Below are 26,235 nucleotides of genomic sequence, written 5' to 3' on the forward strand. Positions count from 1 at the left end.
TCCTTTTACGTTTGTTGGTACTCGGGTTCTTCAAATTCAATTTGACCCTTTCTTTTCTGAATTTCTTTAATAACCGTCCTTGTTTTTAATGCGCTTTGGTGAAATACTTCCCTTGCTTCTTGCTCCTTTGTTTTTACTGCTAGCGATGAGAGGATCGCATCAATTGATTGTAATGAAATAAGTAACCCTTGAACCTGACTTCCTACTGTCATCATTTCAACTCCTTTATCCTTTTGGTTTAAATATAAGGGAAGCAATAAATCCGAAAATAATTGCTGCGGAAATACCAGCGCTTGTTACTTCAAAAATACCTGTAAGCACACCAACTAAACCGTTGCTCTCCGCTTCAGCCATCGCCCCATGTACAAGTGCATTACCAAAGCTTGTAATAGGTACAGTCGCACCTGCACCAGCAAAGTCTATTAATGGTTCATATAATCCTAAGCCATCCAAGACGGCACCAGATACAACGAGCGTACTTGTCATGTGTGCAGGTGTTAATTGAAATACATCCATTAATATTTGTCCAATGACACAAATAAGGCCTCCAACAACAAATGCCGATATAAAAATCACGTCATTCCACCTCCTACCTCAATTGAAACAGCATGTGCAATACAAGGGGTTGTCTCTTTTTGCTGGAAAGTCATTGGTGATAATAAGGCTCCTGTCGCTACAATTAATATTCGATTTACTTCTCCTCTTTTCATGCGATTTAATAAATGTCCATAAGTTACTGCCGCTGAACACCCCGCACCGCTAGCGCCAGCAAGGATTGGTTGTCCTTTACGATAAATCATCAAACCACAGTCTTGTAACGTACCTTCTGGTAACTCTAATCCTTTTTGCTTCAGAAGATCTTTTGCAATTGGAAGGCCAATTTCTCCTAAATCCCCAGAAGCAACAAGATCGTAATGATCTGGTGGAAGGTTTCGATCTCTAAAATGAGAGACGATAGTATCTGCTGCTGCAGGGGCCATTGCTCCGCCCATATTAAATGGATCTGACAAACCCATATCTATGACTTTTCCTATCGTAGCTGATGTTACAACTGGACCATCTCCAACATTAGATATAACGGCAGCACCAGAAGCCGTTACGGTCCATTGCGAAGTAGGGGGTTTTTGTGCCCCATATTCAGTTGGATAACGAAATTGCTTTTCTGTTGAAGCATTATGACTGGAAGCAGCTGTAACCACTCTTTCAGCACCTTTAGAATTAACGACAAAAGCTGCTAGCACTAACCCCTCCATCGATGTTGAGCAGGCACCAAATAGACCAAAATAAGGAATAGCAAGAGTTCTGCTTGCAAAGCTAGTAGGGGTTATCTGATTAATTAAATCCCCAGCAAACATAAATTAAATATCTTGATTTCGTAATTCCGCCTTTTCAATGGCACGCGAAATAGATTCTTCAACTAAAACTTTTTGAGCTTTTTCATAAGAATCTTGTTGAAGCCATAAATCATCATGTAATAAATCAAAATCATCTGCTAATTTACCTTTGGCTTCAAAAGGTCCACCAACAGTACCGGTTGAAAGAATAACAGGTTTATTCTCAAATTCCCATGTTTGATGTCCTCGTAACATTTTATAAACCTCCCCACTGAATAAGAATTGTCTTTATAATAGCGATGAAAAAGGCAGCCACTGTACCAAAAACAATAACGGATCCAGCGAGTTTAAACATTTTCCCGCCTACACCAAGGACATAACCTTCTGTTCGATGTTCAATAGCAGCGGATGCAACTGAATTCGCAAATCCTGTTACAGGCACTGCTGTACCACCACCAGCAAATTGTGCAAATCGGTCATATACTCCAAATCCAGTTAATAAAACGGAAATCAAGATCATTGTTGCTACCGTTGGATCACTTGCAGTCCGTTGAGTAAAATCAAAGAAAGTATAATAAAATACTTGAAAGCCTTGTCCGATTAAACAAATAAGGCCACCAATCAAAAATGCTCGAAGACAGTTTTTAACAACCGGACGTTTTTTTTCGTATTTGTTTGCTAATTTCTGATACTTTTCTTGAGCAGGAGTAACATTTTTCTTATTACTCGATGACATTTACATTCACCTCATTAGACTTTCATCATCTCATCAAGCTTTTTTAATTTTTGTTTTAAACGTTTTTCACTTATTGTTCTTTTTTGTAACTCTTGTTCTAGTTTCTCAAGTTCCATGAATATCTTTTGGTCCGTTGATACATGAACGGTTGCGTTTGGATAACGTTTTTTTACAGCATCATGACTTTGTTTGCGAATTTCTTTTAATCTGAAGCGATCAAAGTGCTTAACTTTTGGGGCTAAATAAATATTGTCTTCATCTGAAACGCCTTTGATTTCAACTACTTCTTCCATTAAGAGGACGATTTTCTTTGCTTCATCAGCATATTCTTGATCAATAATGACTGTTTCTGATAACTGCATTGGCCTTATATCCTGTCTTGCACCACCTGTTAATGTTTGACAACCGGCTAACAAGCTTACCACAACCATTGCGTTAATGATCGCTTTCATCATTTCCTCCTCCTTTAATGGTTATGTATAACAAAGGGTGACTCTAAAGAATCTGCCCCACAATTGTGCATAGCGCCTACTATTCGTGGGGGAGACCCTTTTTGTTTGAGTCACCCTAATAGTTTATTGTTGTTTGTATTGTGGCTCTTCTTCTTCAATTTGCTGAAGACGAGGATCCAAACTATCAACAATCCCTTGTGTTTGCTGAGCTGCTTGTTGGAAAAGCTGTTTTGCTTGTTCGTTTTCTGTTTCAAGTGCAAACGTTTCTAAGCTTGCTTGAGCACTCTTTAATCCCGCTACGGTTTGTTTCATTTTTGCTGCTACTGTCATTTGTAAGTCCTCCTTAGTGTTTTGAAGTCTGATAAACTTCCTTTTATATTGTAGATCAAGCACTATCCTGCTTGATCATTGTGAAATCCTACCATATGTTCAAAATAATGGAAACAAATCAATATTTCGGACATTTTGTACGTTGGATTGGGAATAAGCCGTTATAACTTGTATATAAACGGCTTATTTACATCCGAAAAAGAGATTATCATAAAATACATTTTTAATTGTCAAAAACACTTTCAAATGAAAAGTACTTAATAAGTTGTCAATATATTTATTCGCCTGAATTCGTTGCTGAAAAAGACTTTTTTAATTAACCCTTTAATTCTTTAGAAAATTAAAATCATTTTTATTACGATGATTGAGTTTGCAACTCTGATTGTACTTGGCTAATCCAAGTTTGTATTTGTGCAACTTCAAATGATGCTTGCTTTAACGCTTCTGAAGCAAGAGTGGAGTTTGCCGCAGATTGTTCAATTGCTTGAGCAATCATATCTTTTGTAATAGAAGCAGCAGCCTCCGCTTGTTTTAATTTATTAGTATCGATTTGATTTGTCATGTTTTTTCCTCCTAATTTTTGTTTTGTCGACAAAGTATAGGATGTATCAAACAAAATGTTTTATCCCTTGTATTTAAGGAAATTATTTTAAGTATTTTGATTAGCAACAGGAAAGCTCTGACTTAGTATTAGGAGTGGTATATAAGTGAGAATATAAGTACAGAGTGTTGCAAATGAAAAGTACATAACTCTGCAATGCTTTTAAGCAAAGAAGCTTATCAGTCCAATTAAATTTCTTCTTACTTACTGTAATAGGGCAAGAGTGTTTAGGTCATAGCTTACGTTATTGAGTTTGGGTTGGGTTTTATAATGCTTTAATCACTGAACCAAACTATAAATTAATTTTTCAGTAAGAGATACTGAAATAAAAAGAGAGTAGACGAAGAAAGTTTTAAGGAGCATTCCTGTAATGAAGTAATTTGAGGGTTGAACAAAAAAAGAGACCCTCGGTTTGATACGAGGTGCTCGGAGCTACTTTTTTCGATGTCCTTGGGGACAGGGACTATATAAAACATTTATTTTACAGCCATTGTCGATTCAGAAGTGAGAAAAATTATTTATGCGAAAAATCGTTAATGAATCGTTTTCCTCCTTAACATATGCATAAAAAATAGATTTAAAGTCATCGAATCCTTTATGTTCTAATTCGCTTTTTAACCATTCTTCTGTCTTATTCATAAAAGTGAGATTTTTAAGGTTCATTTTTACCATCTGGAGAAAAATGGACAAGTTAGTGTAATGAAAAAAAGCGAACTGCAACCTTTAACGCCAAAGGATGTCGGGAAGATAACAGAACAGGGACGAGAACCCCGGATTGTCATTTTAGATGGAAATGTTATGGAAAGAAGTTTGAGTGAGTAAGGGAATACGAAAGATTGGCTATTAGGAGAAATTATGAAGCAAGGAGTAAAGAAATTTTCGGAGGTGTTTTTTGCACAAATAGATTCGATGGGAAATGTTTATGTTGACTTGTATAACGATACATTGAAAATGCCATAAGTGAAACAAAAGTTATTGGTTGCAGCAAATATTAAGCAATTACAGGAAAATTTAGTGAATTTTTCTTTGCAAACTGAAAATAAAAATGCAAAAGATGTACAATGGCTATGCTAAACAAATGGATAAATTATTAGATGATATGAGTGGATATAAAAGAATAGCATCATAGTTCTGTCAAGCAGAATAGGTTTCCAACCTAAAGCTACTGAAAGAAGAGTTTAATTATACTTATAACTCTATGGAAATTAGGAGAAATAATCATTGTAAGTGCTAAGTAGGAAATTGGAGTGAAAAAGACAAATTTTTTATAAAACTAGTTAGCCCCTTTTATGAAAGAAAAGCGTATAAACAAAAATAACTATAGATGAAAAAACACGCTAAACAATAGAGCAATTTACTCAATACTTCTTAATGTTTTTGTAAGCTCCAGTCTACCGTTATCGAGGTTGAAGTCTTTGTTAAAGGATAGGTGTTTAGTGAGGTTTTGGTTAATAAAAAAAGTAGCTTTAAATGCTACTTTTTTATGTTCAATAAGCTTCGGTACGCGTATTCCCTTATCTAAAATAGTTAGAACTTAGTTCCTAAAGACATAAGAAAAAACTAGTAAAAGAAGACAGTAAAATACTTGCTGAGTAATTTGATCAAATTTGCGCTTATGTGCTATTTAAACTCTTTATAACTGCAATTGAGATACGCAAAAATGCCATCTTATTTATCTTAGTTTTTGGACTTCAAATTTGAAGTGAACCAGTTAGAAAATTTACCAATGCCGATACTTGTGAAAATGCTAATGAAGGCACTTCCGATGATATCAGATGGAAAATGATGTCCTACCCAAATACGCGATAATCCCGTTAGTACGGATAGACCCAACATGATTGATCCGAGAACGCGTTCCCGTAGAAAAATTGAAGTAGCTACAGCAAATACAAGCAATGTATGTTTACTTGGAAATGAAGAGTCTACCTTTGAGGGAATAAGAATGCCTACACGGTGTTTAACAAAGGGACGGGGCTTAAAATAAACGAGTCTAATCACACTATTGATAAACAAGGTAAAAGCTGCTGTTGTAATCGCAGATAGCGCTACTTTTTTGTGTGAATAGTTTCGGAATAACATAAAAATCAAAACAAATATAAATATAAAACGAACTTTGTTTGAAATAAATATCATTAGCATATCTATTAAAAAGTTACGTCCCGCCAACCGATTGAACGCCCTAAATATTTTGTAGTCCATAAATTAATCTTTTGTAGATATACATATCATACCCTTTGAAATGAGAAACATGTACTATACAGAAATACAAAGGAAATTAACAATTTTTAATGCGATTTTGAATTTTAAATTGGTACAACAATTTATCGCAGCGAATATTAACGGGTAAATGCTCTGTAATGATCGAAAAATAGTTTGGTTATTAATTTAATGGATTTGTTCACATGTTTCTTTCACTTCTCATTACAAATTAATGGTAATTATTTACAAGAAGCGTTTCCCCTTCTAGCCATTCTGCATAAAATACTTGTTTAATACTTGCAATTCCTAGTTTGTTAAGCTCATTAAGTAGCCATTCTTCGTTGTAGCCTGATTGTGCTAAATTGTCATATAAAATTTCTCCATCTGAAATAATGGTGGTAGGTAAGAAGACTGGCTTCGGTATCATATTTATATCTTGTTTCGTAGTGGTATCATACATTGATTTTTTCATTACACTGACAGAGCCATCAGATTCTAAGATAGCGTAGGCTACCTCACGGATAGAAAAGACATCCTTTTTTCTAAGAAGTATTTGTAATTGATTTATATCAAGACGATTTTTTTTCAACTCTTGATAATCAATTATTCCATTTCGAATAACAATCGAAGGTTTCCCCTCAAGAAGAGATCGGGTTTTTTTAACTTTTTGAGTGATTACTTCAACGGTGAAAATAAGTATTGCCCATAGTGTTAAAGCGTAAAGAATATATTGTATTCCTATTTCCTTATCATAAATAGCGTTTCCTAATAACTCTCCAAGTATAAGAGCAGAAATAAAATAGAAGGGAGTAAGTTGTGTAATTTGTGTTTTTCCAAGAATCTTTGTTAATAAGATTAATGCAATAAAACCAATAGTTAATTCAATTGTTAGATGAAAGAAATTTGTATTCACTTTACCTGCCTCCTTCTTACTACATAAACCTATTTTTAACCAATTAAGGGGATAATACTCAAAAAGAGGAATAGGGGGGTCCTTTTTAGATGGTATATCACTAAAAAACGGCTACATAAGCATGGAATGGAATTCATTTCGCAACGGTACCAGAACAAATGAGCAGGATGTTGTCGTAACGGCAGCCATTATCAATAAAGAGCTTTTCTTCGTTTCTAGATAGAAGTAAATAGTCGAACAATTTTTTTCAGTATGTCTCCTAAGTAGAGTGGGACCATATAAAAGATAGAGACACTTTTAAGTGAATTTATAAGGTAGCAAAATAACATAAAAATAACAGGAGGTTTTAACATGGAAAAAGATAAAAGTCAGGATGATTTAAATTTTAATTTGCAAAAAAAAGCTAACGAAGAAACTTTAGAAATAAGTTCAACAGGGTATGGATTTGAATATGTTACAAATAAAACCGAAGAAGAACAAAAATTACATCAAAAGAAATAGAAGAAGAAAGAATATTATCACCTAATACTTGAATGTTTACATCCATTAAATAAAGGTTATATACCTCTAAACACAAGAAGGAGGAATTGATCATGGCAAATAACAATAACGGGGTATCAGATAAGGTAAAAGGTGGAGTAAATAAAGCAAAAGGTGAACTGAAAGATCAAGTAGGAAATGCAACAGACAACCAAAAACTTCAACGCAAAGGTAAGAAGGATAAAGTAAAAGGTGATGTGCAAGAGGAGGTTGGCAAAGCGAAGGACCGTTAATTGAAACTATATAAAAAAATAACATATTTCATTTATAAATGACAGAGCATATAAGGATGATATCTTTATATGCTTTTTTTGTATCTGTTAATATAAAAGAGGATACAGCTTGAGAATATACTATCTTATGTTCAGGAGAAGTCGTAGCTCCTACGCAATCTTCCTTAATAATGAAACTCAGAAACTCAAAAGCAAAACAAATAAGGAACCGCTTTAAATGCGATCCCAGGCGTTAAGGTATTGAACAATGGGGGATTATACTACCGTCCAAAGGCACATAAAACTAAGAAGGGTAAAAAGCAAAATCGTTTAGAAAAAATAGTTGATGAACCTAAAAGGTTTTACTCCAATAATAAAGGTACTTATTATTAAGCTACGTCACCTCACCAGTTTAGGAAAACAGGAAAGCTTGGTATTCTGCTTTCATAAATAATTAAACTTCCTTTCTAAAGCCAAAATATTCTTCAATGAATTTGTTCCATTGGGTCCGTTACGCGATTGGAAACTACGCATAACAATTCCTATTTCATGACATACTACAAGAAACCTGAAGAGGTATATGATTAAAGACAAAGTTACCAATTAGTTGAGATAGGATTTTTTGCAGTTAACTTCAAAAAGTTATTGGTAGGAGGGATAAATATGGATAAGTTGGAATCTCTAACAAAAAAAGAACAGGAACAAGAAGATATAAAAAAATACAGTGAAGTCAACGAATTCAACCACGAACGTAACCATGTTGCCAAAGCTCAAAAACAAATGGCATCACAAGAGACAACTGGAGTATTAGATCAAGAATAAAACATCCTTATCTGTAAAAATAATAAAAGTAAACTCCAGACAACGGGTTTAATTACCGTAGTACTGGAGTTTTTTTTATCAACAATTGATTCAAGTATAGGAACGATAAAAAAGTAAGGGATACAATAAAAATATCTTAGATTTAAATTACTAATAATGATTTTAAGGAAGGTTCTAACTGAAAAGATGTTTATAGCCAGTTGGGATAATGCTTGGATTAAATACTGTTGTTATTATTTAAAGAGAAATTTCAGAATTGGTAAATCACAATGCTTTCAATCCATAATGTGTAGGTAAGCATCAGTAATACTTGGATAGAAAGAACAGCCTATCTAAGATAAGCTGTCCTATATCAACTCCAAAACGGTTAACTAATCTCTCATCTGATTAAATGCTCTTTGAACTGGCTGCATCATGTTATTTCCGTTATTGTTACGTCCCCTCATGATTCCGTAAGTAGCTGCACCTACTCCTAAGCCAACTAATGACCACATTAGAGTATTTCCATTATTATTTCGTCCCATCCCAAACATATTAACATCTCCTATCGGTTGTTGTTTGAAGCCCAATTCGTCAGCGGAGTTACCTAAAAAACGTTTGAAATATCAAATGTCTATATTCAAACATTAATTAGTCTCACTTTTGATCTTAAAAATAAACAAGGTTTTAGTTACCAAATTTTTTAAGCTAAGGGATATCCTCATCTTGATTAAATAGAAGCCTTTAATATTTAGTTCTTTTATTTTGTTCAAGTGTGAAGGGGAGTTGCAACATCTCCAAAAGGACTTAAACTTCCATATCAGCCATTTGTATCTTCCTTTTGAATCCTTTTTTTATTGAAGGACTAAGACGTATCAAAAAGAAATTATGGGAGAACTTAATTCTTGGAGGTGAGAAAATGACTAACAACAACAATCGTAATAATAACAACAATAATAAGGATAATAACAATAATGAGCTTAATGTTGAAAATGAAAATGTAGAATTTGCAATTGAAAATGACGCACAAAACTTAAACAACAGTAAAAATAACAACAATAATCGCACTAACAACTCTAATTGCTAATTAGCTCTCTCAGCTTCGTTCACACACTCGCATAGCCAAAGAAGGTGTCAACTAACAGTTGACACCTTTCTGTTGTTATCTTTCACTTAAAAGAAAAAATAGCCTTAATTTAGGATGCTTATTTAATTCAAGAAAATAAGAGAACGGGACCATCCAACCATCCAGATTATGAGTTCAAACTTATAACCATCTTAGGTAAATTTGAATAACAACTAAGGAGGTTTTAATTTTCGACACGTATCACTCTAATTGTCAAAACCATAATGGTGGCTGTCGTTCTTTGGGTTATCATGACTGCTATGTATAATTATCTAGCCCATGGAACCTTTGAAGCAAGCAGTAAGCTATATTTTTTACTACATAATTTACTATTATTTTTTGCATACTAAAATGGACTAGTTTCTTAGGTGAAATTTTAATAAGAATGATTAGGGGTGACATCAATTACTACTTCCAATAAAAAAGTTATTATGGTAATGCTTGATACATTAATGGATAAACCATTACACATTGCGTTAAAAGAGGAAACCTTACCTGCTTTTACATACTTTATGGAACATGGAACATATTATCCTAGCGTCGTTGCCCCTTTCCCTACAATCTCAGTAAATGTGGAAAGCGCATTACTGACAGGACATTATTCAGATCAACATGGAATCCCTTCTCTTACATGGTATAGCCAAAAAGAAAATAGGATCATTAATTATGGGACACACCTTTTCGATCAAATGAAACTGGGACTTAGTACATGCTTGAAAGATTCTCTTTACCGTTTAAATAATGAACATTTAAATAAAAAAGTGAAAACCATTCATGAGGAGTTACACGAGCAAGGGAAAAAAACTGCTTCTATCAATCCGCTTGTAAACAGAGGGAACGTTCAGCACCGATTAACAATTCCTGGTTTTATAAGGTACTTTGTAAGTATTAATAAGCACATTGATACATTTGCAACTACAAAATATGTCTATGGTAGCTTATCTAGGCTGAATCCTAATGGGAAATACAGCAGTATTTGGCATAAATATGGTTTTAATAATAAATTCTCGACTCAAGAATTTACTCACTTAGTTAATAATCAAGACATTCCTGACTTTTCCTTTGTCTATCTGCCTGATCATGATAAGAATGTTCATAAACGAGGGCCTATGGATACGAAGGGTATTAAGGACATGGATAGAAACTTACAAACAATGTTGGACTCCTTTCCGACATGGCAAGAGGCACTTGACAATCATATTTGGATTTTGATTGGGGATAATGGTCAATCGGGCATAAAAGATGATCGCAAACAAGCTTTTGTTGATCTAATGAAATTATTACGGCCATTAAAGATCACAAAATTGAGTAAGGGCGTGCGAAAGGAAGATCAAGTAGTTATAGCAAACAATTTGAGGTCATGTTTTATCTATTCATTAGACACAAACGATGTACCAATAACAGAGATTGTCGAGAAATTAAAAACAGAGGAACGCCTCGATATGATCTCTTGGAAAATAGATGAATGGATTCATGTTGCATCGGGTGAGAGCAAAGAAAGCTTTAAATTTAAAGAAAGTGGAAAAGCAAAGGACGAATTCAATCAAACTTGGGAGATTAGGGGAGACCACTCTATTCTTGATTTAACTATAAAGGAAAACGACGTCACTTTCGGTGATTTTCCAGATGCCCTAAGAAGGCTTCATAGCACTCTCCATTCTCATGAAGGAGACTTTGTAGTTATATCTGTAAAACCGGGTTGTGAATTAAAAGGGGAAATTACACCTTCACATGCTGGAGGAGCAAGTCATGGAGGTTTTCATAAAAATGATTCTTTGGTTCCGATGCTGGTTACAGGTACAGAATCTACTCCTGATTTTTTCCGAATGATTGACTTAAAAAAGTGGATTTTAGACCTTACTAATTAATTGCTTAGCATTTCCAAATATAAATAATAGGAACCTTATAGTGGGAGGGCATCGAATGGAAAGTATCTTGACGAAATGAAAGAAGCAATTATTCTAAAGGTAAAGAGTTTTCTCCAATGGAAGTAAATTGGTGAAAATTTTAGTCTTTGTGTTAAAAGCTTGCCGGATTCAGGGGCTGAATTTTAGTCCCATATACGTCTAAGTATCTGTAAATAGCATTTTCTCCTTCCTCGTCCCCGAACGTAATAGATTAATTGCAGGAAAGACTTTTCGTTCAGTATCTAATCCTCCTAAAACGTATTCGATCGCATGGTAGAACAATCCCAATTATAAGTCCCTGCTAACCTGTAATACTATCCGATTTTTCCGATTATACTTGCCTTCAGATACAACCTACCTACATATATTAATTAATTTCAGTTAAAGATATTGAAAGAAGAAGAAAGAAAAGAAGAAGCTTGAGAAGGAGGTTATGACTTGGATTTACATTTTATATGGAAATCTATCGTCATTGTTATTGGTGGGGTTCTTATTTTGCGATTGGCAGGAAGAAAGTCAATTTCACAACTGACGGTTGCTCAGACTGTCATGATGGTCGCCGTTGGTTCATTGATTATTCAGCCAGTGGGAGATAGAAACATTTGGATTACTATGGTAATTACACTTTTACTTGTACTCACTCTTATTTTTATTGAGTATATCGTAATGAAATTTGACGTCCTTGAAAGCATAATTTACAGCAAATCAATCATGGTGGTTGAAAATGGAAAGGTTAATGAAAGAAATTTAAAAAAAATGCGTTTAACCGTTGATATGCTAGAAGTCCGATTGAGACAGCAAAGCGTTCAAAGAATCAGTGATTTACAATGGGCTACGGTAGAATCAAACGGTCAATTAGGATATATGCTAAAACCAGAAAAGCAATACGCAACCAAAGAAGATATTCAAATGCTGATATCGACGATTCAAGGAAACATGATGATCTCACCTATCCAAACCCCAGTGACTCAATCAAATGGATTAGACAACCTATTTACTGAAGTTGAAACTAAAAAGCATATACAGGAACCTCCAGAACATTTGAAATGAGGGAAGATAGAGTGAATTTAAAACTCAGGTATAAAACATTTATTTCAACCTTATCCAAATGGATACTTTCGGGAGTAGGGATCGGTGTCATCATAGGATCGACCACGGCTTTCCTTTTACATACGAATGACTTACTCGGAGAGATACGTGAGAAAGACTCTTGGCTGATCTTCTTTCTCCCGCTAGCAGGCTTAATTATAGGTTATATATATATGAATTACGGCAAGAAATCGGGAAATGACTCAGCTAAAGGAAATAATCTGGTTATAGAGGGGATTCATGGTAAAGCTAAAGTACTACGGAGAATGGGGCCGATTGTCTATTTAGGTACATTTATTACAGTCTTATTTGGTGGGTCGACTGGAAGAGAAGGGGCCTCTATCCAAATGGGAGGAAGTGTAGCGGAAGCGATAAATCAATTTTTTAAAGTGAATATATTGGACAAAAACATTTTATTGATGAGTGGAATAAGCGCAGGGTTTGGAGCAGCGTTTGGTACTCCTATTACAGGAGCTGTTTTCGGAATGGAAATGACTGCTTTAGGGAAAATGAAATACGAAGCATTCGTCCCTTGTCTTATCGCGAGTTACGTCGGTCATTATATGTCCGAGAAAGCATGGGGAATTCAACATGAATCATTCAACATTCAAACAGTACCTGAAGCCTCTCTGTCCACATTTACAATCGTTATTCTCCTAGCAACTGTCTTTAGTCTCTTAAGTGTTTTATATTGCCAATTAAGACATGGGATACAAAACTTTTCTGAGAAGTATTTAAAGAAAAATCATATGTTAAGAGCTTTTGTTGGGGGAATCATTATTGTGGCATTAACGTTGATCGTAGGTTCGGAAGCCTACAATGGGCGTGGGTTAGACATGCTTGAACAATCTTTTAAAGAAGATGTTCCTCCCTTTGCCTTTCTAGCTAAGCTAGTATTTACAGCAATTACACTGGGAACTGGCTTTGTAGGCGGGGAAGCCATCCCGCTATTTTTTATGGGGGCCACCTTAGGGAATACCTTGTCGACCTTCATTGATTTACCTATGTCCTTTCTTGCTGCTTTAGGACTGATTGCTACCTTTGCTGGTGGTGCTAATACTCCTATAGCAGCCTTCCTCTTAGCTCTTGAGATGTTTGATGGAAAAGGAATTGAATATTTTTTTGTTGCATGCCTAGTCAGTTATATCTTTTCAGGACATCATGGACTTTGGCCTTCTCAAACGATATATGAGCCGAAGAGCCGATTATATACGATCTCTAACGAAGAAACCATCGGCCATATTGAAAAGTTGAGAAAACGTTAGCTTGGTCGGATCTCGTAATGAAATACTTAAATAATGACAATAAAGAGCGTCTCCTTGCTCCTCGAAACAATATAAAGTTGCGGCCTTTTCTTAGTATTCAACCGGGAAAAGGCCGTTATATTTTTTCCTTAGGGCGCCATCATTATAGTAAATGGTAATATTCGATAACAATATTTGTATAGTAGAAAAATAATGGTAGTGCACGTAATCCTTATTACTCACATAAAGGTTTTAAACTATCTTTAGAAATATTTTACAAATCACTTATTGAAAAATTCTTCATGAATTATGGTGGTAATGAGAAGGATAATATATAGAGAATTGGTTTGTTAGATCTAATTCATTTGTTTAAAAAGTGTGGAAAATATCGATATAAAAGAGGGATTTGATCATGATAATCACTTACATAGTGTGCATATATTTTTTGTATGTATTACTTTCAGGGTTTATTTTATTTAAATTTTACAAGCATAAGAGAAGTCATTATAAAGATAAACACGCTCCTCAACGCTTTTTTGGTGAAGAGAGTTGTCAGGATCGGGTCGCTCTTGTGGAAGAGAGGTATGAATCAGGGCTTGCTCGTATTAACCTTATTGAAAATGCGCATGAGACATTGGATATATCTTACTATATGATTAGTCCTGGATTAGCTAGTAATATTTTTCTTGCTAGTATTGTGAATGCAGCTGATAAAGGAGTTCAAATCAGAATTCTTCTTGACGGATTATTTCATCACATGAAGGGAAAGAGGAAAGATATTCTTTACTCTTTGTCTGATCACCCCAATATACAGTTGAAATTTTATGAACCTTTTGATCCTTTACGACCTTGGACGTGGAATAACAGACTTCATGATAAGATCATTATCGTCGATCATGAACTGACGATGATAGGTGGTCGGAACATAGGTGATAAGTATTTTGCTCCTGCTGGATATGACGGGGCAACAAATGATCGCGATGTAGTGATTGTTAATACGGATGTCGACAACTTTGAAACAAGTGTTATTTCGCAAATTAAAGAATATTATGAATATGTTTGGAATCACGAATTTACCAAACACCCAGTCACTCAATTAACAAAGAAACAGCAATTAATCGCACAAAAAAAACTTTCAGATATAAGGCAGCTTTTTAAAACTCTTCTCCACTCTCACCTTGAAATGTTTCAACGTGAAATCAATTGGATAGAAAGGTCTCAGCCAACTAATAAAGTTACGTTTATTCACAATCCAATTGAGCGTCTAAAAAAAGAGCCTTGGGTTTGGTATGAGATCTCAAATTTGATGAAGGAAGCAAAAAAGTCTATTTTAATACAAAGTCCGTATATCATTCCTACTAATAACATGTTGCAAACCTTAGATAAAGAAAATCTTTCTGCTGGCAAAGTAGTGGCTTTGACGAATTCACTTGCAGCCTCCCCCAATCTTTTGGCCTATTCAGGATATAGAAGGTATCGAAAAAAAATAGTTGATTTAGGGATCAATGTCTACGAATTTCAAGGCCCGTCAGAATCGTATCATACTAAATCATTTATTTTTGACAACAGAATAAGTCTAGTTGGCTCCTTTAATTTAGATTCAAGAAGTACTTATCTAAGTACGGAAATAATGGTTGTAATTGATAGCAAGGAGTTCGCAAGCCAAATGAAAAATAAGATTGATGATGTTATCAATCATAATAGCCTAAGGGTCAGAAATAACGGTTCATACATCGCTCACCCACGGATAGAAGAAAAAATGGTTTCTCCTGTAAAAGCAACTATTACTCGAGTTTTATCTGGCCTTACTCGGTTTAATGAACATTTGTTATGATCTCCCTGAAATGGATATCATTGTTGAAAATTTATATATTTGAGTATGTCTTAAAGTACCGTAGCCTTATAGTTACACTTGAGGCGAGTACTAAGCAAGTATAAACTGTGTAACATTTTAAAGTACTGTACTTGGCAATCATAAATACTGTTCAAACTTAGATTCAATAGAGAATAGGTTAATTGGTTAGTTACTCGTTCAGAGGAGGTTTTTAAAGTGACAGTAGGAACACAAGTTAGACAAGCTTTAGCAAATGCACGAAGTGTACAAGCAAATTTTGAAACGTTTGCCTTGCAAACAAAAGATGAGGAGGCTAGCGAGCGGTATAACAAAGCTGCGGCACAGATTCAAGAAATAATTGAAGGGTTAGAAATACGAATGGGAGAAATCGAGCAGGAAGAACCAAGTTTTAAGATTGATCAGTAACTTTTGAACATTCACTGTAAAAATTATAGGTCTTACTCAATAGTTTTGAGTTAGATCTATTTAATTTTGTTAGCTGCTATAAATAAAATTCAGATAATAGAGAATTTTTCTTAGCCCGATATTAGTCTCTACCTCGTCCTCATTTTTAACATTCCTTTAGGTAATGTTATTTTTTTATTCAATCTCGTGCTAGTCACTTTGTACTTCTAGAAGTTGTAAGTTCCATTTTTCGCTATTGACACATCTAAAATAAGTTTCTAAATAAGTATGTTTAGAGATCGTTTACCCAATAATGTTAGAATAGTACATTTGAATCAAATTAGAGGTGAGTTAAATGAATGAATTAGGGGTGGTTTTATTCAGAGGCGTGTTCGGAATTATTTTTTTACTAATTTTAACTCGTCTTATGGGAAAGAAACATCTTAGGAATATGACATTTTATGAATATGTTGTAGGGATTTCAATCGGAAGTTTAGCGGCGGAATTAACTTTCGGAACAGAGGTAAGAATGTCTAATTTTATTCTTGGGATGCTTATTTGGGCAGCCATACCGGTTCTTATATCGAAAATTGAATTAAAGTCATTACGCTTTCGAACACTGGTCGAAGGTACACCGAGAATTCTAATTAAAAATGGTAAAATCCTAGAAAAAAGTTTAAAAAAGGAAGATTTCACAGTCGATGAACTTATGATTGCTTTAAGACAAAAGGATGTTTTTAAACTTTCCGAAGTCGAAACAGCCGTCATGGAGAAAAATGGACAAGTTAGTGTGATGAAAAAAAGCGAACTGCTACCATTAACGCCAAAGGATGTCGGGAAGGTAACGGAACAAGAACGAGAACCCCGGATTGTTATTATAGATGGGAATGTGATGGAAAGAAGTTTGAGTGAGTATGGGTATACAAAAGATTGGCTATTAGGAGAAATTATGAAGCAAGGAGCAAAGAAATTTTCGGAGGTGTTTTTTGCCCAAATAGATTCGATGGGAAATGTTTATGTTGACCTGTATAACGATACATTGAAAATGCCACAAGTGAAACAAAAGTTATTGGTTGCAGCCAATATTAAGCAACTACAGGCAAATTTAGTAAATTTTTCTTTGCAAACTGAAAATAAAAATGCAAAGGATATGTACAATGGCTATGCTAAGCAAATGGATAAATTGTTAGATGATATGAGTGGGTATTTAAAAGAGTAGTACAGCTTGGGTTAAGTGAAAAAGTAGCATAAGTTTAAGTCATTGTTACGTTTTTATTAAACCTTTATCGGGTTCGTTTATTTCAACGATGCAGAAAAATTGAATAAGTATGAATATTATTTTCCGTATTTGAGTGATGTTTACATAGTAAAAAATTTGAACTTGATTTAAATGGCGATAAGATGATGATTGATATAAATTCAGCCTGTTTTTATTTCAAGAATACAAAATAACCTACTATGTTTGAATTTACTAAGAGGTAATACGGTGGCTTTTTTCCCTTATCAAAAGAAATAAGAGCCACAATGATGACTCTTATTTCTTTTTTTGAACTCTGGTCAGTCGGTGTGGAAATTAGTAGAACTAAAGATGATTAATAGAATGAACAATACAACGACCTAACAGTAATTTTCGTTATCAATATTGATTTTGATTGTTAGATTCAAAGCCCATTTGGTTTAAAAGTTGTTGAACAGAAAATAAACTTTGTTCTTTTTGTTGTTGCCAACTACTTATGTTTTGAATAAATGGTTTAAATTCATTTGGTGCATTTTCCAACATCACTTGTAACCATTTCGTTACTTCCTGATCTTCTTTAAGGGCATTATTTACACATGAAATCAAAGTATCAATAACTGAAACATGGGATTCGCCATTTTGAAGTCGATGAGCGGAACCTAATGCTGTAACTCTGTGATACGAAGCTGGTACAAGATGGTTATGCATTTCTGAATTACCCTCTAGGTCTTTTGTTGCTTCAATATGAAACAACTGTGAACTCGTTGAACAAACCATTTGCTCAGCAAATAAGCTTTGATTTAATAATTCTAAAATCTGGTCCCAATTTTGTCTTAAACCATAATGATTCAATTGACTAACCTGCCTTTCCATTAACAAAGTATATTCAGCTTAAAAAAGTAGAACTTAAGATTGTTCCAGTAAATTTACTGGAATAACTTTCGGATAATTGAACATTGCATGTATCGCTAAATCCCTAAAATATTCTATGTGAATAACCATTTATCAGTAACTCTATAATTGAAGGAAATGTAATTTAAATTAAGCAGACATGCAACCGGGCCAGATCGTTGAATACAGTAATAATTATTTAATCCATCATATACAGGATATAATTTCATGTATTAATGGATTGATTATTATCCGAAAAAAAGATACTATCATTTCTTACTGAATTGAATGCTAAATAAATAGAAGTGTATTTGGCGTTTAATGTTAAATTTTTCTTCTGAGCATTAACAAAGCCAAAGAGCATAATACGAATCGCAGTGAATGAAAAAGTTGTTGATAAGAAAACTTTGACCGGATTGGGGATATATGGTATGATTGTGTCAACTTAATAAGAAATCCACTAGGGGTGCCATAATGGCTGAGATAAGGAGTTTTCCTTAATCCCTTCGAACCTGATCTGGTTAGCACCAGCGTAGGAAAGTGGAGTCGACTCAGTATATTTTATGAAAATACTAATTTTACGTAGATTCGAATCGTAGTTTCATTGAATTTGAAACGAATCAACGTTTATTTAGAAAAGGTCGCTCCACTTCCGGGGCGGCCTTTTTTTGTTCGAAATAGGAGGAGTCTTATAAAAAATAGGAGGGTGTTTTCATGAGTTTTTCAGAGCAATTACGTAAAGAAGCCAATCACATTTTTGAGGCGTGTTTCAACCATCCATTTATTAAGGGAGTTGCAGAGGGGAAGGTTGAAAAAGAACAGCTGATTCACTATGTGAAACAAGACTATGAATATTTAAACGCGATGATCCAGACGAAAGCTTTGGGTATGGCCAAATGCACAAATCGTGAAGACATGGAAATGTTTAATACGAGTATTGGTTTTATTTTGAATAGTGAAATTCATCCGCATCGTAATTTTTGCGAAGTCGCAGGTGTAGAGTATGAGGACTTGCAAGGGTATCCACTAGCACCAACAGCTCAACACTATATTAGCCATATGCTTAACGTTGCTCAAGCAGGAACGCTTGGGGAAATAATTGCTGTATCCCTACCTTGCCCATGGATTTACTTGTATATCGGAGAACGGATTATGAAGGAATACAAGCCTGAACCAAACCATCCGTTCTACGAGTGGATTTCATTTTACGGTGCACAAGAGGAACCGAGAATGAATGCCTACCTAACGAAGCTTGATGAATTAGCTGAACAGGCTCCAGAAGAAGAAAAGAGAAGAATGAAAGAACACTTTGTGTTAAGTTGCCAGCTTGAATATATGTTCTTTGATATGCCGTATAAGTTAGAAGAATGGCCTGTTCAAAAAGATAGTACGACTGTATAAATTCATAGATCGTTGTTCAAAGGGGGATATTCTAAGAACTCTCTTTGAACAACTATTACATAAAAAAAGGTGGATGACGATGAAAAATTCGAAGGCGTTAAATTTAAGAGAAATTGTTGTGATGTCGTCAATTTCGGTTGTTTTTGGGATATTATATCTTGTTTGGATTTTCTTTGGTCAATTTGTTGAAGGTGTTTTTGGTCCAGTCGGGAGAGGATTGATTTCGGGGTTTTGGATTATGGCCCCAATTGTTTGTGCCTACATTATTCGAAAGCCAGGTGTCGCATTAAGTGCGGAAATGATTGCAGCAGTTACGGAAATTCTTGTTGGCTCGGTAAATGCTGGAGTGGTTCTCATTCTCGGTTTCACTCAAGGCCTTGGGGCGGAGCTTGCTTTAGCACTCTTTTTATATCGAAGCTATCGTCTACCTGTGTTAATGCTAAGTGGAATGTTTGGAATTATTGCTAACTTTATCACTCTTTACTTCCTATATGGGTATAGCCAGTACTCTTCGATTGTGACTGGACTTATGTTTGTGACGATGCTTATTAGCGGGGCTTTATTAGCAGGATGGGGCAGCAAGAGCATTGCGGATGCGTTATGTAGAACAGGAGTTTTGGATAATTTTGCGTTAGGAAAAGTGGAACGGAAAAAAAGGATTGACCATGATGCAGTATCTTAAAATTGATGATTTAACCGTCCGTTACCCCTTTCAGAACAAAGATGTGCTGAAAGGGGTTAACTTGGATATTGAGAAAGGGGAAACTGTACTGATTCTTGGACCGAGTGGCGGAGGGAAAAGTACGCTTGCTCTTGCACTCAATGGGATTATTCCGAAATCGATGGAAGCTGAGGTGAGTGGAACTGTAGCTATTGATGGTAAGGATCCAATCAGTTTAAGCTTCAGTGAAATATGTAACCATATCGGTATTCTTTTTCAAGATCCGGATACGCAATTTTGTATGTTATCTGTTGAAGATGAAATTCTTTTTGGCTTAGAAAACCTTCATCTTTCAAAAGAAGAAATGGACGTGAGATTAGAAAGAAGCTTGCAATTAGTAGGGTTGATAGACTGGAAGAAGGCTCAGATAAGAGAGCTCTCAGGTGGGATGAAACAAAAGCTAGGGCTTGCCTGCTTGATTGCGATGGATCCTGAGGTTTTCATTTTAGATGAACCAACAGCGAATCTAGACCCTGCTAGTACGGAAGAAATCTTTGATCTAATGATAAAGCTATCCTCTGAATTAAATAAAACATTGATTTTTATTGAGCACAAACTTGATCAGTTATTACCTTATTTGGAGCGGGTGATTGTTCTAGGAAAAACGGGAGAGATTATAGCCGATGATACACCGCGTACTATTTTTAATCACTCTTTCAATGAGCTCACAGAACAAGGAATTTGGGTCCCGAAAATTTGTGCCTATGCCAAATCTTTAGAACAAAAGGGACTGCAATGGGAAACATTCCCGCTTTCAAAGAAAGAATGGGAATGTGAATTTGAAAAAAGAAGGCTTACTTTACCAGAGGCGATAATTGAAGAAAAAGAGGCAGCGGCAGTTAGTCCTAACGTCAATCCTCGTTCATCGATCTTACACGTAGATCATGTATCGTATTCATATAAAAATCATCACGTTTTAAAGGATATTGATTTTTCCATTCAATCTGGTGATTTTGTTGCCGTTTTAGGTCCGAATGGAACAGGGAAAAGTACGCTCGCTCAAATTTTGATCGGGCTTTTAAAACCTCGGAAAGGTGACATTTATTTTGATGACGTTTCTTTACAAGAGTTAAAGGTACATGAACTCATGCAGAAGGTTGGATTTGTTTTTCAAAACCCTGAGCATCAATTTGTTTGTGATACTGTTGAAGAGGAGCTCGCATATGGACTGAAAATTCTTGGTTTGACAAAGGAAGAGTGGCAGCCACGTGTGAATAAACTTCTGGAGCAATTTCATCTAGTTGAACAACGGGCGTCTAATCCATTTTCATTAAGTCAAGGACAAAAGCGCCGTCTGTCAGTGGCTACGATGCTAACGAATGATCAAAAGCTTCTTATCTTAGATGAACCGACGTTCGGTCAGGATTATGTTAATACAGAAGCATTAATGAATTTATTAACAGAACTTAACCAAAATGGAAAAACGATCATGATGATTACACACGATATGGAATTGGTTGCGAAGTATGCCAATAAGATCTTGCTTTTACATGAGGGAAAAGTTGTGTATCAAGGCGATGTGCTTCCGTTCTTTGAAGAAACAGAATTACTTGTGAAAACCTCCATTCGCACCCCGATTTCCTATTCCCTGCAACAATGGGTCAAGGTATATGAGGAGGCAAAGCTGTTATGCTAGAACATTATCAAAAGGGCGAATATTTTTTGCAACGAGTGAATCCAACGATGAAGCTCGTTAGTATGTTCATCGTCATTATCTTTATGATTCCGATCTTTGACCCTTGGACTCCATTGGTTTTACTAACGTTAACGATAACGGCGATCACGCTTTTGGGAGGTGTTTCTTTCCGCTTTCTATTGATGATTCTTCTCCCATTTAGTTTATTTGCCTTTAGCTTTATCTGGATTAGTGTCGTTTTTCCTGATGAGCGTGGGGAAACAATTCTTTTTAACATTGGAAGTATGCCAGTTGCTTTAGAAAATGTATTGGTCGGACTTTCATTAGGACTTCGCTCGTTCGTATTTGCGTCATGGTCCCTTTTATTTGTCCTCACAACTGAGCCTACTAAGTTTATGTTAAGTCTCGTTCAGCATTGTAAGCTGCCGCCTCGTTTTGGCTATGGCATGATGGCTGCTTATCGGTTTCTGCCCTTGTTCAGACAAGAGTTAACACAGGTTCGGGCGGCCCATCGAATTCGTGGATTAGGAGAAGCAAGAGGTATCAAGGGACGAGTAAAGGAGACAAAGCGTTACATTATCCCTCTTTTAGCTAGTGCGATACGAAAAGCAGAAAGAGTGGCTATTGCAATGGAATCAAAAGGTTTTGATGGCGATCGGCAGCGCAGCTATTATCATAGAGTTCCGTGGAGTAAGTATGATTTGATTTTTGGTATTGCATTAGTTGTTTTGTATAGTGGAATGATTGTGCTAAGAAACACGTATTTTATTTAACGTTTTTAGAAGTTGATCAATCACCACTAAAATATTATTCAGCGTCTCTAGCAATTGATATTACTAGAGACGCTTACTTTTGTATGTTTCGATTTAAGGGACAATTAACTGAATTAATAAGATAATATTGAGAACGAGAAAAAGAAAATGATTTCTGCAAAAGAAACCAAAATAGTCATTTTGCTTATTTGAAATTAATGAAAGTAAACGGATGCTTATCTTGTTAATGTTTAAGCAATGGTCCTCAACAATCAGACGCAATCCTTCAAGAAGGGGTGCACCTGATTGTTATTTTTAACTCTTTTAAATCAAAGTCTCTTTTTTCCTATTCCTGAAACAAGAAACTTAAACAGAATTCCAGAAATGTACAATCATCTAGTCCGCCTGTCATCATCGAATTACAGCAATTGGTTCTGCTTTTTGGTTAAGTCAAGGAGAATTTCATGGATCAATTGTTACTACTTTAACTTTATGTGCTCAAAGTGGATTAAGAGAAATAGAAAAGAAAGTGTAAAGGACAAAGTTCAGAAGGTTAATGTGGAACTTTAATATATGTAACTATTTGCTCAAAAAAGTCAGAATTAACGGTTTGAAGAAAACTAGTTACTATTGAGTAATCATACGCAGTAAACAAAAAGCATTTCCACATTTCAATTAAAGGGCCGTACCCAATCAAAAGAAATTTATAAACATAGTCTGTAATGTGGAGGGAAACTTCACAAATATAGAAAGGAGTTGTTATTAATGAGTGCAGGTACAGGCGGATTCGCGTTAATCGTTGTGTTGTTCATCTTGTTAATCATCGTTGGAACAGCATTTGTAAGTCCTTACTAAGAGTACCGAAAAGAGTCAATCAGAATTATCTGTTGGCTCTTTTTTTAACATTAATTTTCACTTTTTAGCTTTTGAATCATATATATCAAATAAGAAAGGGTGGTTTTATTATGTCTAATGTACCTGTAACTGGATTTATGTATCATTCCAGTAGTGATGATCCTCTTCATTCTCATAATATGTATATCACAACATGGGATGGTAAACCAGTTCATATCCATCACTTTAGAGGTGAAACATCGTTTGATGTTGGGCATAATCATCATTACGCAGGAAAAACGGAGCCTGCTCCAAGTGGGGTACAGCATACTCATAATTATTTTACTTTTACTTCTTTTGACGCTGGACACAAACATGTGATTCGGGGAGTAACCGGACCAGCAATTCATATACCTGATAGAGGGCATTATCACGAATTTAGTGGGGTAACTTCTGTTGATGGTGATATTAGTCATACTCATAGGTACAGTGGTAAAACTAGTGTGTAGTGGGTAAATATGGAAGGTAGTAGATTTTAAGAGCCAACAGTCAGTAACTGAAAATTGTTAGTAATAATGAGTGTCTGTTATTCTGCTATACTTCTTAATCCTTTTGATTTTCAACAATCAGTAGCTATTATTGAAGAACAGACAATTTAAATAAGCACTAGTAAGTATTAAAGAGGTAGCACCAAAACTACAGTTATTTGATGTAAGGCTGTTTCTTTATAAGAAACGAAAAGGATAACCTTTTTCTGATTATTGATTAAAGAGCTGTAAAGGGAGGTTTTTTCCCTTTTTGAACAGACTAAGAAGCAAGTAGCGAACGGAGCCATTGCAAGTCTTTTAGAGTACCTTTTTGAGCAGGCTCTTAAACAAAATTATCAAGGTATGTCTAGTGAATTATTCGGGATTAAGTTCCAGACCCCCAGTGCTTTAAAGTTCTGGGGGTCTGGAACTTTTTTTACTACTCGTTGTTAAAAGTGAAAACCCAATGGATAATAGTAGTAAAACAAATTACTTGCATAGACAAGTAATTTGATTATAAGATAGAATAAAAAGGGAGAGAGTCGATGTTGGAATATCGGTTAGAAGATTCACTTGGGTTTCTTGTTGCTATGGCGGGCCGTTCTTTATCAAATAGTGTACAACGAACCTTTTCTGAGCATGGCTACAATGTAACCCCCGAACATTGGGCGATTTTGGTGCTATTATGGAACCAAGACGGACTTACTCAACTTGAACTTGCCGAACGCACAGGAAAAGATCAAGCGAGTATGTCTCGACTTATACAGAATATGTTGAATCGAGAGCTTATTTATAGAAAAAAAGATTCTGTTGATGCACGCTGTAAACGGATTTACTTAACGGAAATCGGGAAGGAACAGCAAGAGAAGTTAATGGACCTTGTCCAAACAACGTTAGTGAAGGCAACAGAAGGAATAGCAGATGAAGATGTTGCGACAACAAAACGTGTTCTTAAAAAAATCGCGTCGAAAAATTTAAAAATTAATGGGATTTATGAAGGGCCAAATAGAAAGTTGGGTTTAGATGAATAAAATTCTTTTGAAAATGGCGATTCTATCTGTTTCGCTATTAACGGTGATGGCAGGGGCTGCAATTTCACCTGCACTGGGTGATATTGCCCTTGCCTTTCCCGATGTAAGTGAAACGACAATAAAATTTATTTTAACATTACCTTCTGTAATGATTATCCCTTTTATCTTTGTTTCTAGTCATTTAACAAGGCGTTTTTCAAAGAAACATATTCTTTTTGTCGGAATGCTTTTTTACTTAGTAGGGGGATTAGGAGGGGGATTGGTATCAACGATTGAACTTCTCTTATTCTATCGCGCTATTTTAGGGATTGGTGTCGGTCTGCTGATGCCGATATCGACCTCACTTGTGGCTGACTTTTTTGATGGTGAAGAGAGAACGGCGACAATGGGCCAAGTAAGTGCAGCGAATAATCTTGGTGGAGTTGTTTTGTTTTTAATGTCAGGGGTTCTAGCTGCAATAAGTTGGAGAATGGCATTTAGCGTCTATAGTTTAGTCATCATTGCTGCGATCATTGTGTTTTTCTATCTACCTAAAACGAAGGCTGAACAACGTTCGTCAGGCATGACCTTGGCACCACTACCTAAAAAACTTTATGCTTATGGTGCGGCGATGTTTTTTATTGTCTTAGCGTTTTATTCGGTTCCTACTAATATGGCTTTGTTTATCCAACAAGAAGGAATTGGGAGCTCAAAAAATGCAGGACTTGTTATATCGATTGGAACAGCAGCTGGTTTTTTTGCCGGTTTATTATTGGCGAAAGTGAGGCGGTTATTGCAAACTTATTTTGTTGCAATACAACTGCTACTAATGGGGATCGGCTTTTTTATCACCGCAATATCAAATCACTTATTCATTATTGGATTAGGAGTTGGCTTTATGGGCTTTGGGTTTGGATCGATTCTGCCAACTGTGTTTGACCAAGTGTCACGTCAAGTTCCGAAATCACAAACCGTTCAAGCAATGGCGATTGTGACAAGCATGTTATTTCTCGGACAATTCTCTTCACCGCTCTTTCTTGATGGAATAGGTGTCTTATTCTCCAATGAGACAATTCGCTTTATGTATTTGTTTCTATCAAGTAGTATAATTCTTGTAGCCCTTGCCTTTTTTGTTGTTACATTTAAGACTGGGCTTACCCAAAAGAAGAGGATACTAGGCAATAGAAAAGAATTAATTGAATACCCGGAAGCCAATAACCAATGAAAATAGAGATAAATTGATAATCTTTTTTATAAGGATGTCATTATAAAAGCTGCTAAGCGCAATTACCTTGAAAGGGGGATTGCGCTTTTTAGTATTCTCAGCATGGGGCAATCTAACTAACTTAACATGAATCCAACTCTAATGTTTAGTAAACCCTCGCCATTTCGGCACGATAGACTTGTGTGTTCTCCAAATACTTTAGAGCAAGTCATTCCTTTAAAAAACCAACTATTTACTGACATAATAATACCTCCTTTTATTCCTCAATTATTTCTAGT

General features: G+C 35.4%; 31 protein-coding genes, 1 pseudogene and 1 riboswitch. Of the genes and pseudogenes, 19 read left to right on the top strand and 13 right to left on the bottom strand.

The features are described from left to right. Window positions 1–5 precede the first annotated feature (5 nt). The 8 genes and pseudogenes from LDX58_RS03315 to LDX58_RS27035 form a co-directional block, all read right to left on the bottom strand. Window positions 6–212: a DUF1657 domain-containing protein gene (locus LDX58_RS03315; protein ID WP_227935404.1), complete on the bottom strand. Its 207-nt coding sequence runs from the start codon at window positions 210–212 to the stop codon at window positions 6–8. A gap of 13 nt (window positions 213–225) precedes the next feature. Then, window positions 226–576 (bottom strand): stage V sporulation protein AE, encoded by a 351-nt coding sequence (gene spoVAE / locus LDX58_RS03320; RefSeq protein WP_227935405.1) that lies wholly within the window; start codon window positions 574–576, stop codon window positions 226–228. Next, window positions 573–1,589: pseudogene (gene spoVAD / locus LDX58_RS03325) on the bottom strand (stage V sporulation protein AD). The gene spoVAE and the pseudogene spoVAD overlap by 4 nt, the downstream one beginning before the upstream one ends. Before the next feature lies 1 nt (window position 1,590). Further along, entirely contained in the window at window positions 1,591–2,070 is a 480-nt protein-coding gene (spoVAC, locus tag LDX58_RS03330) for a stage V sporulation protein AC (RefSeq protein WP_227935406.1), read from the bottom strand. A gap of 14 nt (window positions 2,071–2,084) precedes the next feature. After that, the gene (locus LDX58_RS03335; RefSeq protein WP_227935407.1) at window positions 2,085–2,522 is read right to left on the bottom strand and encodes a hypothetical protein; all 438 of its coding nucleotides are present in this window, start codon (window positions 2,520–2,522) and stop codon (window positions 2,085–2,087) included. Window positions 2,523–2,645: 123 nt separating this feature from the next. Further along, window positions 2,646–2,852: a DUF1657 domain-containing protein gene (locus LDX58_RS03340; RefSeq protein WP_227935408.1), complete on the bottom strand. Its 207-nt coding sequence runs from the start codon at window positions 2,850–2,852 to the stop codon at window positions 2,646–2,648. A 355-nt stretch (window positions 2,853–3,207) separates the two neighbouring features. Further along, the gene (locus LDX58_RS03345; protein ID WP_227935409.1) at window positions 3,208–3,414 is read right to left on the bottom strand and encodes a hypothetical protein; all 207 of its coding nucleotides are present in this window, start codon (window positions 3,412–3,414) and stop codon (window positions 3,208–3,210) included. A gap of 537 nt (window positions 3,415–3,951) precedes the next feature. Continuing rightward, window positions 3,952–4,125, bottom strand: a complete 174-nt coding sequence (locus tag LDX58_RS27035) for a YetF domain-containing protein (RefSeq protein WP_504752622.1) — start codon at window positions 4,123–4,125, stop codon at window positions 3,952–3,954. Here LDX58_RS27035 and LDX58_RS26595 point away from each other — a divergent pair. Then, window positions 4,102–4,275: a YetF domain-containing protein gene (locus LDX58_RS26595; protein ID WP_227935497.1), complete on the top strand. Its 174-nt coding sequence runs from the start codon at window positions 4,102–4,104 to the stop codon at window positions 4,273–4,275. The two genes, LDX58_RS27035 and LDX58_RS26595, sit on opposite strands and share 24 nt — an antisense overlap. A gap of 855 nt (window positions 4,276–5,130) precedes the next feature. Here the strand turns inward: LDX58_RS26595 and LDX58_RS03355 are convergent. Next, the gene (locus LDX58_RS03355; RefSeq protein WP_227935410.1) at window positions 5,131–5,652 is read right to left on the bottom strand and encodes an undecaprenyl-diphosphatase; all 522 of its coding nucleotides are present in this window, start codon (window positions 5,650–5,652) and stop codon (window positions 5,131–5,133) included. A gap of 229 nt (window positions 5,653–5,881) precedes the next feature. Continuing rightward, complete coding sequence (locus tag LDX58_RS03360; protein ID WP_227935411.1) at window positions 5,882–6,565, bottom strand: DUF421 domain-containing protein; 684 nt, start codon at window positions 6,563–6,565, stop codon at window positions 5,882–5,884. Between the two features lie 351 nt (window positions 6,566–6,916). On the opposite strand from LDX58_RS03360, the gene LDX58_RS03365 reads away from it, so the two are divergent. The 3 genes from LDX58_RS03365 (at window position 6,917) to LDX58_RS03375 (ending at window position 8,139) form a co-directional block, all read left to right on the top strand. Further along, the gene (locus LDX58_RS03365) at window positions 6,917–7,066 is read left to right on the top strand and encodes a hypothetical protein (RefSeq protein ID WP_227935412.1); all 150 of its coding nucleotides are present in this window, start codon (window positions 6,917–6,919) and stop codon (window positions 7,064–7,066) included. A 92-nt stretch (window positions 7,067–7,158) separates the two neighbouring features. Further along, window positions 7,159–7,338: a CsbD family protein gene (locus tag LDX58_RS03370; protein WP_227935413.1), complete on the top strand. Its 180-nt coding sequence runs from the start codon at window positions 7,159–7,161 to the stop codon at window positions 7,336–7,338. Between the two features lie 642 nt (window positions 7,339–7,980). Then, entirely contained in the window at window positions 7,981–8,139 is a 159-nt protein-coding gene (locus LDX58_RS03375) for a hypothetical protein (protein ID WP_227935414.1), read from the top strand. A 371-nt stretch (window positions 8,140–8,510) separates the two neighbouring features. Here LDX58_RS03375 and LDX58_RS03380 read toward each other — a convergent pair whose 3' ends face one another. Beyond that, window positions 8,511–8,672 carry a hypothetical protein gene (locus tag LDX58_RS03380; RefSeq protein ID WP_227935415.1) on the bottom strand — a complete coding sequence of 54 codons (162 nt, stop codon included), beginning with the start codon at window positions 8,670–8,672 and terminating at the stop codon, window positions 8,511–8,513. Window positions 8,673–9,037: 365 nt separating this feature from the next. Here LDX58_RS03380 and LDX58_RS03385 point away from each other — a divergent pair, with 365 nt between their 5' ends. The 7 genes from LDX58_RS03385 (at window position 9,038) to LDX58_RS03415 (ending at window position 16,942) form a co-directional block, all read left to right on the top strand. Beyond that, window positions 9,038–9,205 (top strand): hypothetical protein, encoded by a 168-nt coding sequence (locus LDX58_RS03385; protein WP_227935416.1) that lies wholly within the window; start codon window positions 9,038–9,040, stop codon window positions 9,203–9,205. 434 nt (window positions 9,206–9,639) lie between these two features. Continuing rightward, complete coding sequence (locus LDX58_RS03390; protein WP_227935417.1) at window positions 9,640–11,112, top strand: alkaline phosphatase family protein; 1,473 nt, start codon at window positions 9,640–9,642, stop codon at window positions 11,110–11,112. Between the two features lie 477 nt (window positions 11,113–11,589). After that, on the top strand, window positions 11,590–12,201 hold the full coding sequence (locus LDX58_RS03395; protein ID WP_227935418.1) for a DUF421 domain-containing protein: 612 nt from the start codon (window positions 11,590–11,592) through the stop codon (window positions 12,199–12,201). Window positions 12,202–12,212: 11 nt separating this feature from the next. Then, window positions 12,213–13,505 (top strand): voltage-gated chloride channel family protein, encoded by a 1,293-nt coding sequence (locus tag LDX58_RS03400; RefSeq protein WP_227935419.1) that lies wholly within the window; start codon window positions 12,213–12,215, stop codon window positions 13,503–13,505. A gap of 391 nt (window positions 13,506–13,896) precedes the next feature. After that, window positions 13,897–15,318: a phospholipase D-like domain-containing protein gene (locus LDX58_RS03405; protein ID WP_227935420.1), complete on the top strand. Its 1,422-nt coding sequence runs from the start codon at window positions 13,897–13,899 to the stop codon at window positions 15,316–15,318. A gap of 216 nt (window positions 15,319–15,534) precedes the next feature. Further along, complete coding sequence (locus LDX58_RS03410; RefSeq protein ID WP_227935421.1) at window positions 15,535–15,744, top strand: DUF1657 domain-containing protein; 210 nt, start codon at window positions 15,535–15,537, stop codon at window positions 15,742–15,744. A gap of 334 nt (window positions 15,745–16,078) precedes the next feature. Beyond that, window positions 16,079–16,942 (top strand): DUF421 domain-containing protein, encoded by an 864-nt coding sequence (locus LDX58_RS03415; RefSeq protein WP_227935422.1) that lies wholly within the window; start codon window positions 16,079–16,081, stop codon window positions 16,940–16,942. A gap of 417 nt (window positions 16,943–17,359) precedes the next feature. Here LDX58_RS03415 and LDX58_RS03420 read toward each other — a convergent pair whose 3' ends face one another. After that, window positions 17,360–17,812: a hypothetical protein gene (locus LDX58_RS03420; RefSeq protein ID WP_227935423.1), complete on the bottom strand. Its 453-nt coding sequence runs from the start codon at window positions 17,810–17,812 to the stop codon at window positions 17,360–17,362. 491 nt (window positions 17,813–18,303) lie between these two features. After that, window positions 18,304–18,407, top strand: a riboswitch (TPP riboswitch). A gap of 158 nt (window positions 18,408–18,565) precedes the next feature. Between LDX58_RS03420 and tenA the strand changes: the two genes are divergently transcribed. The 8 genes from tenA (at window position 18,566) to LDX58_RS03460 (ending at window position 25,957) form a co-directional block, all read left to right on the top strand. After that, window positions 18,566–19,252, top strand: coding sequence for a thiaminase II (gene tenA, locus LDX58_RS03425; protein ID WP_227935424.1), 687 nt, complete (start codon window positions 18,566–18,568; stop codon window positions 19,250–19,252). A 79-nt stretch (window positions 19,253–19,331) separates the two neighbouring features. After that, a complete protein-coding gene (locus tag LDX58_RS03430; protein ID WP_227935425.1) occupies window positions 19,332–19,934 on the top strand; it encodes an ECF transporter S component in 603 nt (200 codons plus the stop codon). After that, window positions 19,921–21,609: an ABC transporter ATP-binding protein gene (locus tag LDX58_RS03435; RefSeq protein ID WP_227935426.1), complete on the top strand. Its 1,689-nt coding sequence runs from the start codon at window positions 19,921–19,923 to the stop codon at window positions 21,607–21,609. Before LDX58_RS03430 ends, LDX58_RS03435 begins: the two co-directional genes overlap by 14 nt. After that, window positions 21,603–22,382: an energy-coupling factor transporter transmembrane component T family protein gene (locus tag LDX58_RS03440; RefSeq protein ID WP_227935427.1), complete on the top strand. Its 780-nt coding sequence runs from the start codon at window positions 21,603–21,605 to the stop codon at window positions 22,380–22,382. Before LDX58_RS03435 ends, LDX58_RS03440 begins: the two co-directional genes overlap by 7 nt. A gap of 744 nt (window positions 22,383–23,126) precedes the next feature. Beyond that, entirely contained in the window at window positions 23,127–23,216 is a 90-nt protein-coding gene (locus tag LDX58_RS03445; RefSeq protein ID WP_227935428.1) for a YjcZ family sporulation protein, read from the top strand. Between the two features lie 110 nt (window positions 23,217–23,326). Continuing rightward, window positions 23,327–23,704, top strand: a complete 378-nt coding sequence (locus tag LDX58_RS03450; RefSeq protein ID WP_227935429.1) for a YmaF family protein — start codon at window positions 23,327–23,329, stop codon at window positions 23,702–23,704. Window positions 23,705–24,267: 563 nt separating this feature from the next. Then, window positions 24,268–24,753, top strand: a complete 486-nt coding sequence (locus LDX58_RS03455) for a MarR family winged helix-turn-helix transcriptional regulator (protein WP_227935430.1) — start codon at window positions 24,268–24,270, stop codon at window positions 24,751–24,753. Further along, entirely contained in the window at window positions 24,746–25,957 is a 1,212-nt protein-coding gene (locus LDX58_RS03460; protein ID WP_227935431.1) for an MFS transporter, read from the top strand. The genes LDX58_RS03455 and LDX58_RS03460 overlap by 8 nt, the downstream gene beginning before the upstream one ends. 116 nt (window positions 25,958–26,073) lie before the next feature. Here LDX58_RS03460 and LDX58_RS25790 read toward each other — a convergent pair whose 3' ends face one another. Further along, on the bottom strand, window positions 26,074–26,199 hold the full coding sequence (locus LDX58_RS25790; RefSeq protein WP_265416527.1) for a hypothetical protein: 126 nt from the start codon (window positions 26,197–26,199) through the stop codon (window positions 26,074–26,076). Window positions 26,200–26,235 lie beyond the last annotated feature (36 nt).

Origin of the sequence: Alkalihalobacillus deserti (genome assembly GCF_020734105.1) — a bacterium.
Lineage (GTDB): Bacteria > Bacillota > Bacilli > Bacillales > Bacillaceae_D > Halalkalibacter > Halalkalibacter deserti.

Coding starts and splice junctions, on each gene's coding strand:
- LDX58_RS03450 (WP_227935429.1), top strand. CDS start 23,327: ATGTCTAATGTACCTGTAACTGGATTTATGTATCATTCCAGTAGTGAT.
- LDX58_RS03335 (WP_227935407.1), bottom strand. CDS start 2,522: ATGAAAGCGATCATTAACGCAATGGTTGTGGTAAGCTTGTTAGCCGGT.
- LDX58_RS03315 (WP_227935404.1), bottom strand. CDS start 212: ATGACAGTAGGAAGTCAGGTTCAAGGGTTACTTATTTCATTACAATCA.
- LDX58_RS03385 (WP_227935416.1), top strand. CDS start 9,038: ATGACTAACAACAACAATCGTAATAATAACAACAATAATAAGGATAAT.
- LDX58_RS03430 (WP_227935425.1), top strand. CDS start 19,332: ATGAAAAATTCGAAGGCGTTAAATTTAAGAGAAATTGTTGTGATGTCG.
- LDX58_RS25790 (WP_265416527.1), bottom strand. CDS start 26,199: ATGTCAGTAAATAGTTGGTTTTTTAAAGGAATGACTTGCTCTAAAGTA.
- tenA (WP_227935424.1), top strand. CDS start 18,566: ATGAGTTTTTCAGAGCAATTACGTAAAGAAGCCAATCACATTTTTGAG.
- LDX58_RS03435 (WP_227935426.1), top strand. CDS start 19,921: ATGCAGTATCTTAAAATTGATGATTTAACCGTCCGTTACCCCTTTCAG.
- LDX58_RS27035 (WP_504752622.1), bottom strand. CDS start 4,125: ATGGTAAAAATGAACCTTAAAAATCTCACTTTTATGAATAAGACAGAA.
- LDX58_RS03365 (WP_227935412.1), top strand. CDS start 6,917: ATGGAAAAAGATAAAAGTCAGGATGATTTAAATTTTAATTTGCAAAAA.
- LDX58_RS03375 (WP_227935414.1), top strand. CDS start 7,981: ATGGATAAGTTGGAATCTCTAACAAAAAAAGAACAGGAACAAGAAGAT.
- LDX58_RS03415 (WP_227935422.1), top strand. CDS start 16,079: ATGAATGAATTAGGGGTGGTTTTATTCAGAGGCGTGTTCGGAATTATT.
- LDX58_RS03345 (WP_227935409.1), bottom strand. CDS start 3,414: ATGACAAATCAAATCGATACTAATAAATTAAAACAAGCGGAGGCTGCT.
- LDX58_RS03460 (WP_227935431.1), top strand. CDS start 24,746: ATGAATAAAATTCTTTTGAAAATGGCGATTCTATCTGTTTCGCTATTA.
- spoVAC (WP_227935406.1), bottom strand. CDS start 2,070: ATGTCATCGAGTAATAAGAAAAATGTTACTCCTGCTCAAGAAAAGTAT.
- LDX58_RS03440 (WP_227935427.1), top strand. CDS start 21,603: ATGCTAGAACATTATCAAAAGGGCGAATATTTTTTGCAACGAGTGAAT.
- LDX58_RS03355 (WP_227935410.1), bottom strand. CDS start 5,652: ATGGACTACAAAATATTTAGGGCGTTCAATCGGTTGGCGGGACGTAAC.
- LDX58_RS03340 (WP_227935408.1), bottom strand. CDS start 2,852: ATGACAGTAGCAGCAAAAATGAAACAAACCGTAGCGGGATTAAAGAGT.
- LDX58_RS03380 (WP_227935415.1), bottom strand. CDS start 8,672: ATGTTTGGGATGGGACGAAATAATAATGGAAATACTCTAATGTGGTCA.
- LDX58_RS03405 (WP_227935420.1), top strand. CDS start 13,897: ATGATAATCACTTACATAGTGTGCATATATTTTTTGTATGTATTACTT.
- LDX58_RS03455 (WP_227935430.1), top strand. CDS start 24,268: ATGTTGGAATATCGGTTAGAAGATTCACTTGGGTTTCTTGTTGCTATG.
- LDX58_RS03370 (WP_227935413.1), top strand. CDS start 7,159: ATGGCAAATAACAATAACGGGGTATCAGATAAGGTAAAAGGTGGAGTA.
- LDX58_RS03445 (WP_227935428.1), top strand. CDS start 23,127: ATGAGTGCAGGTACAGGCGGATTCGCGTTAATCGTTGTGTTGTTCATC.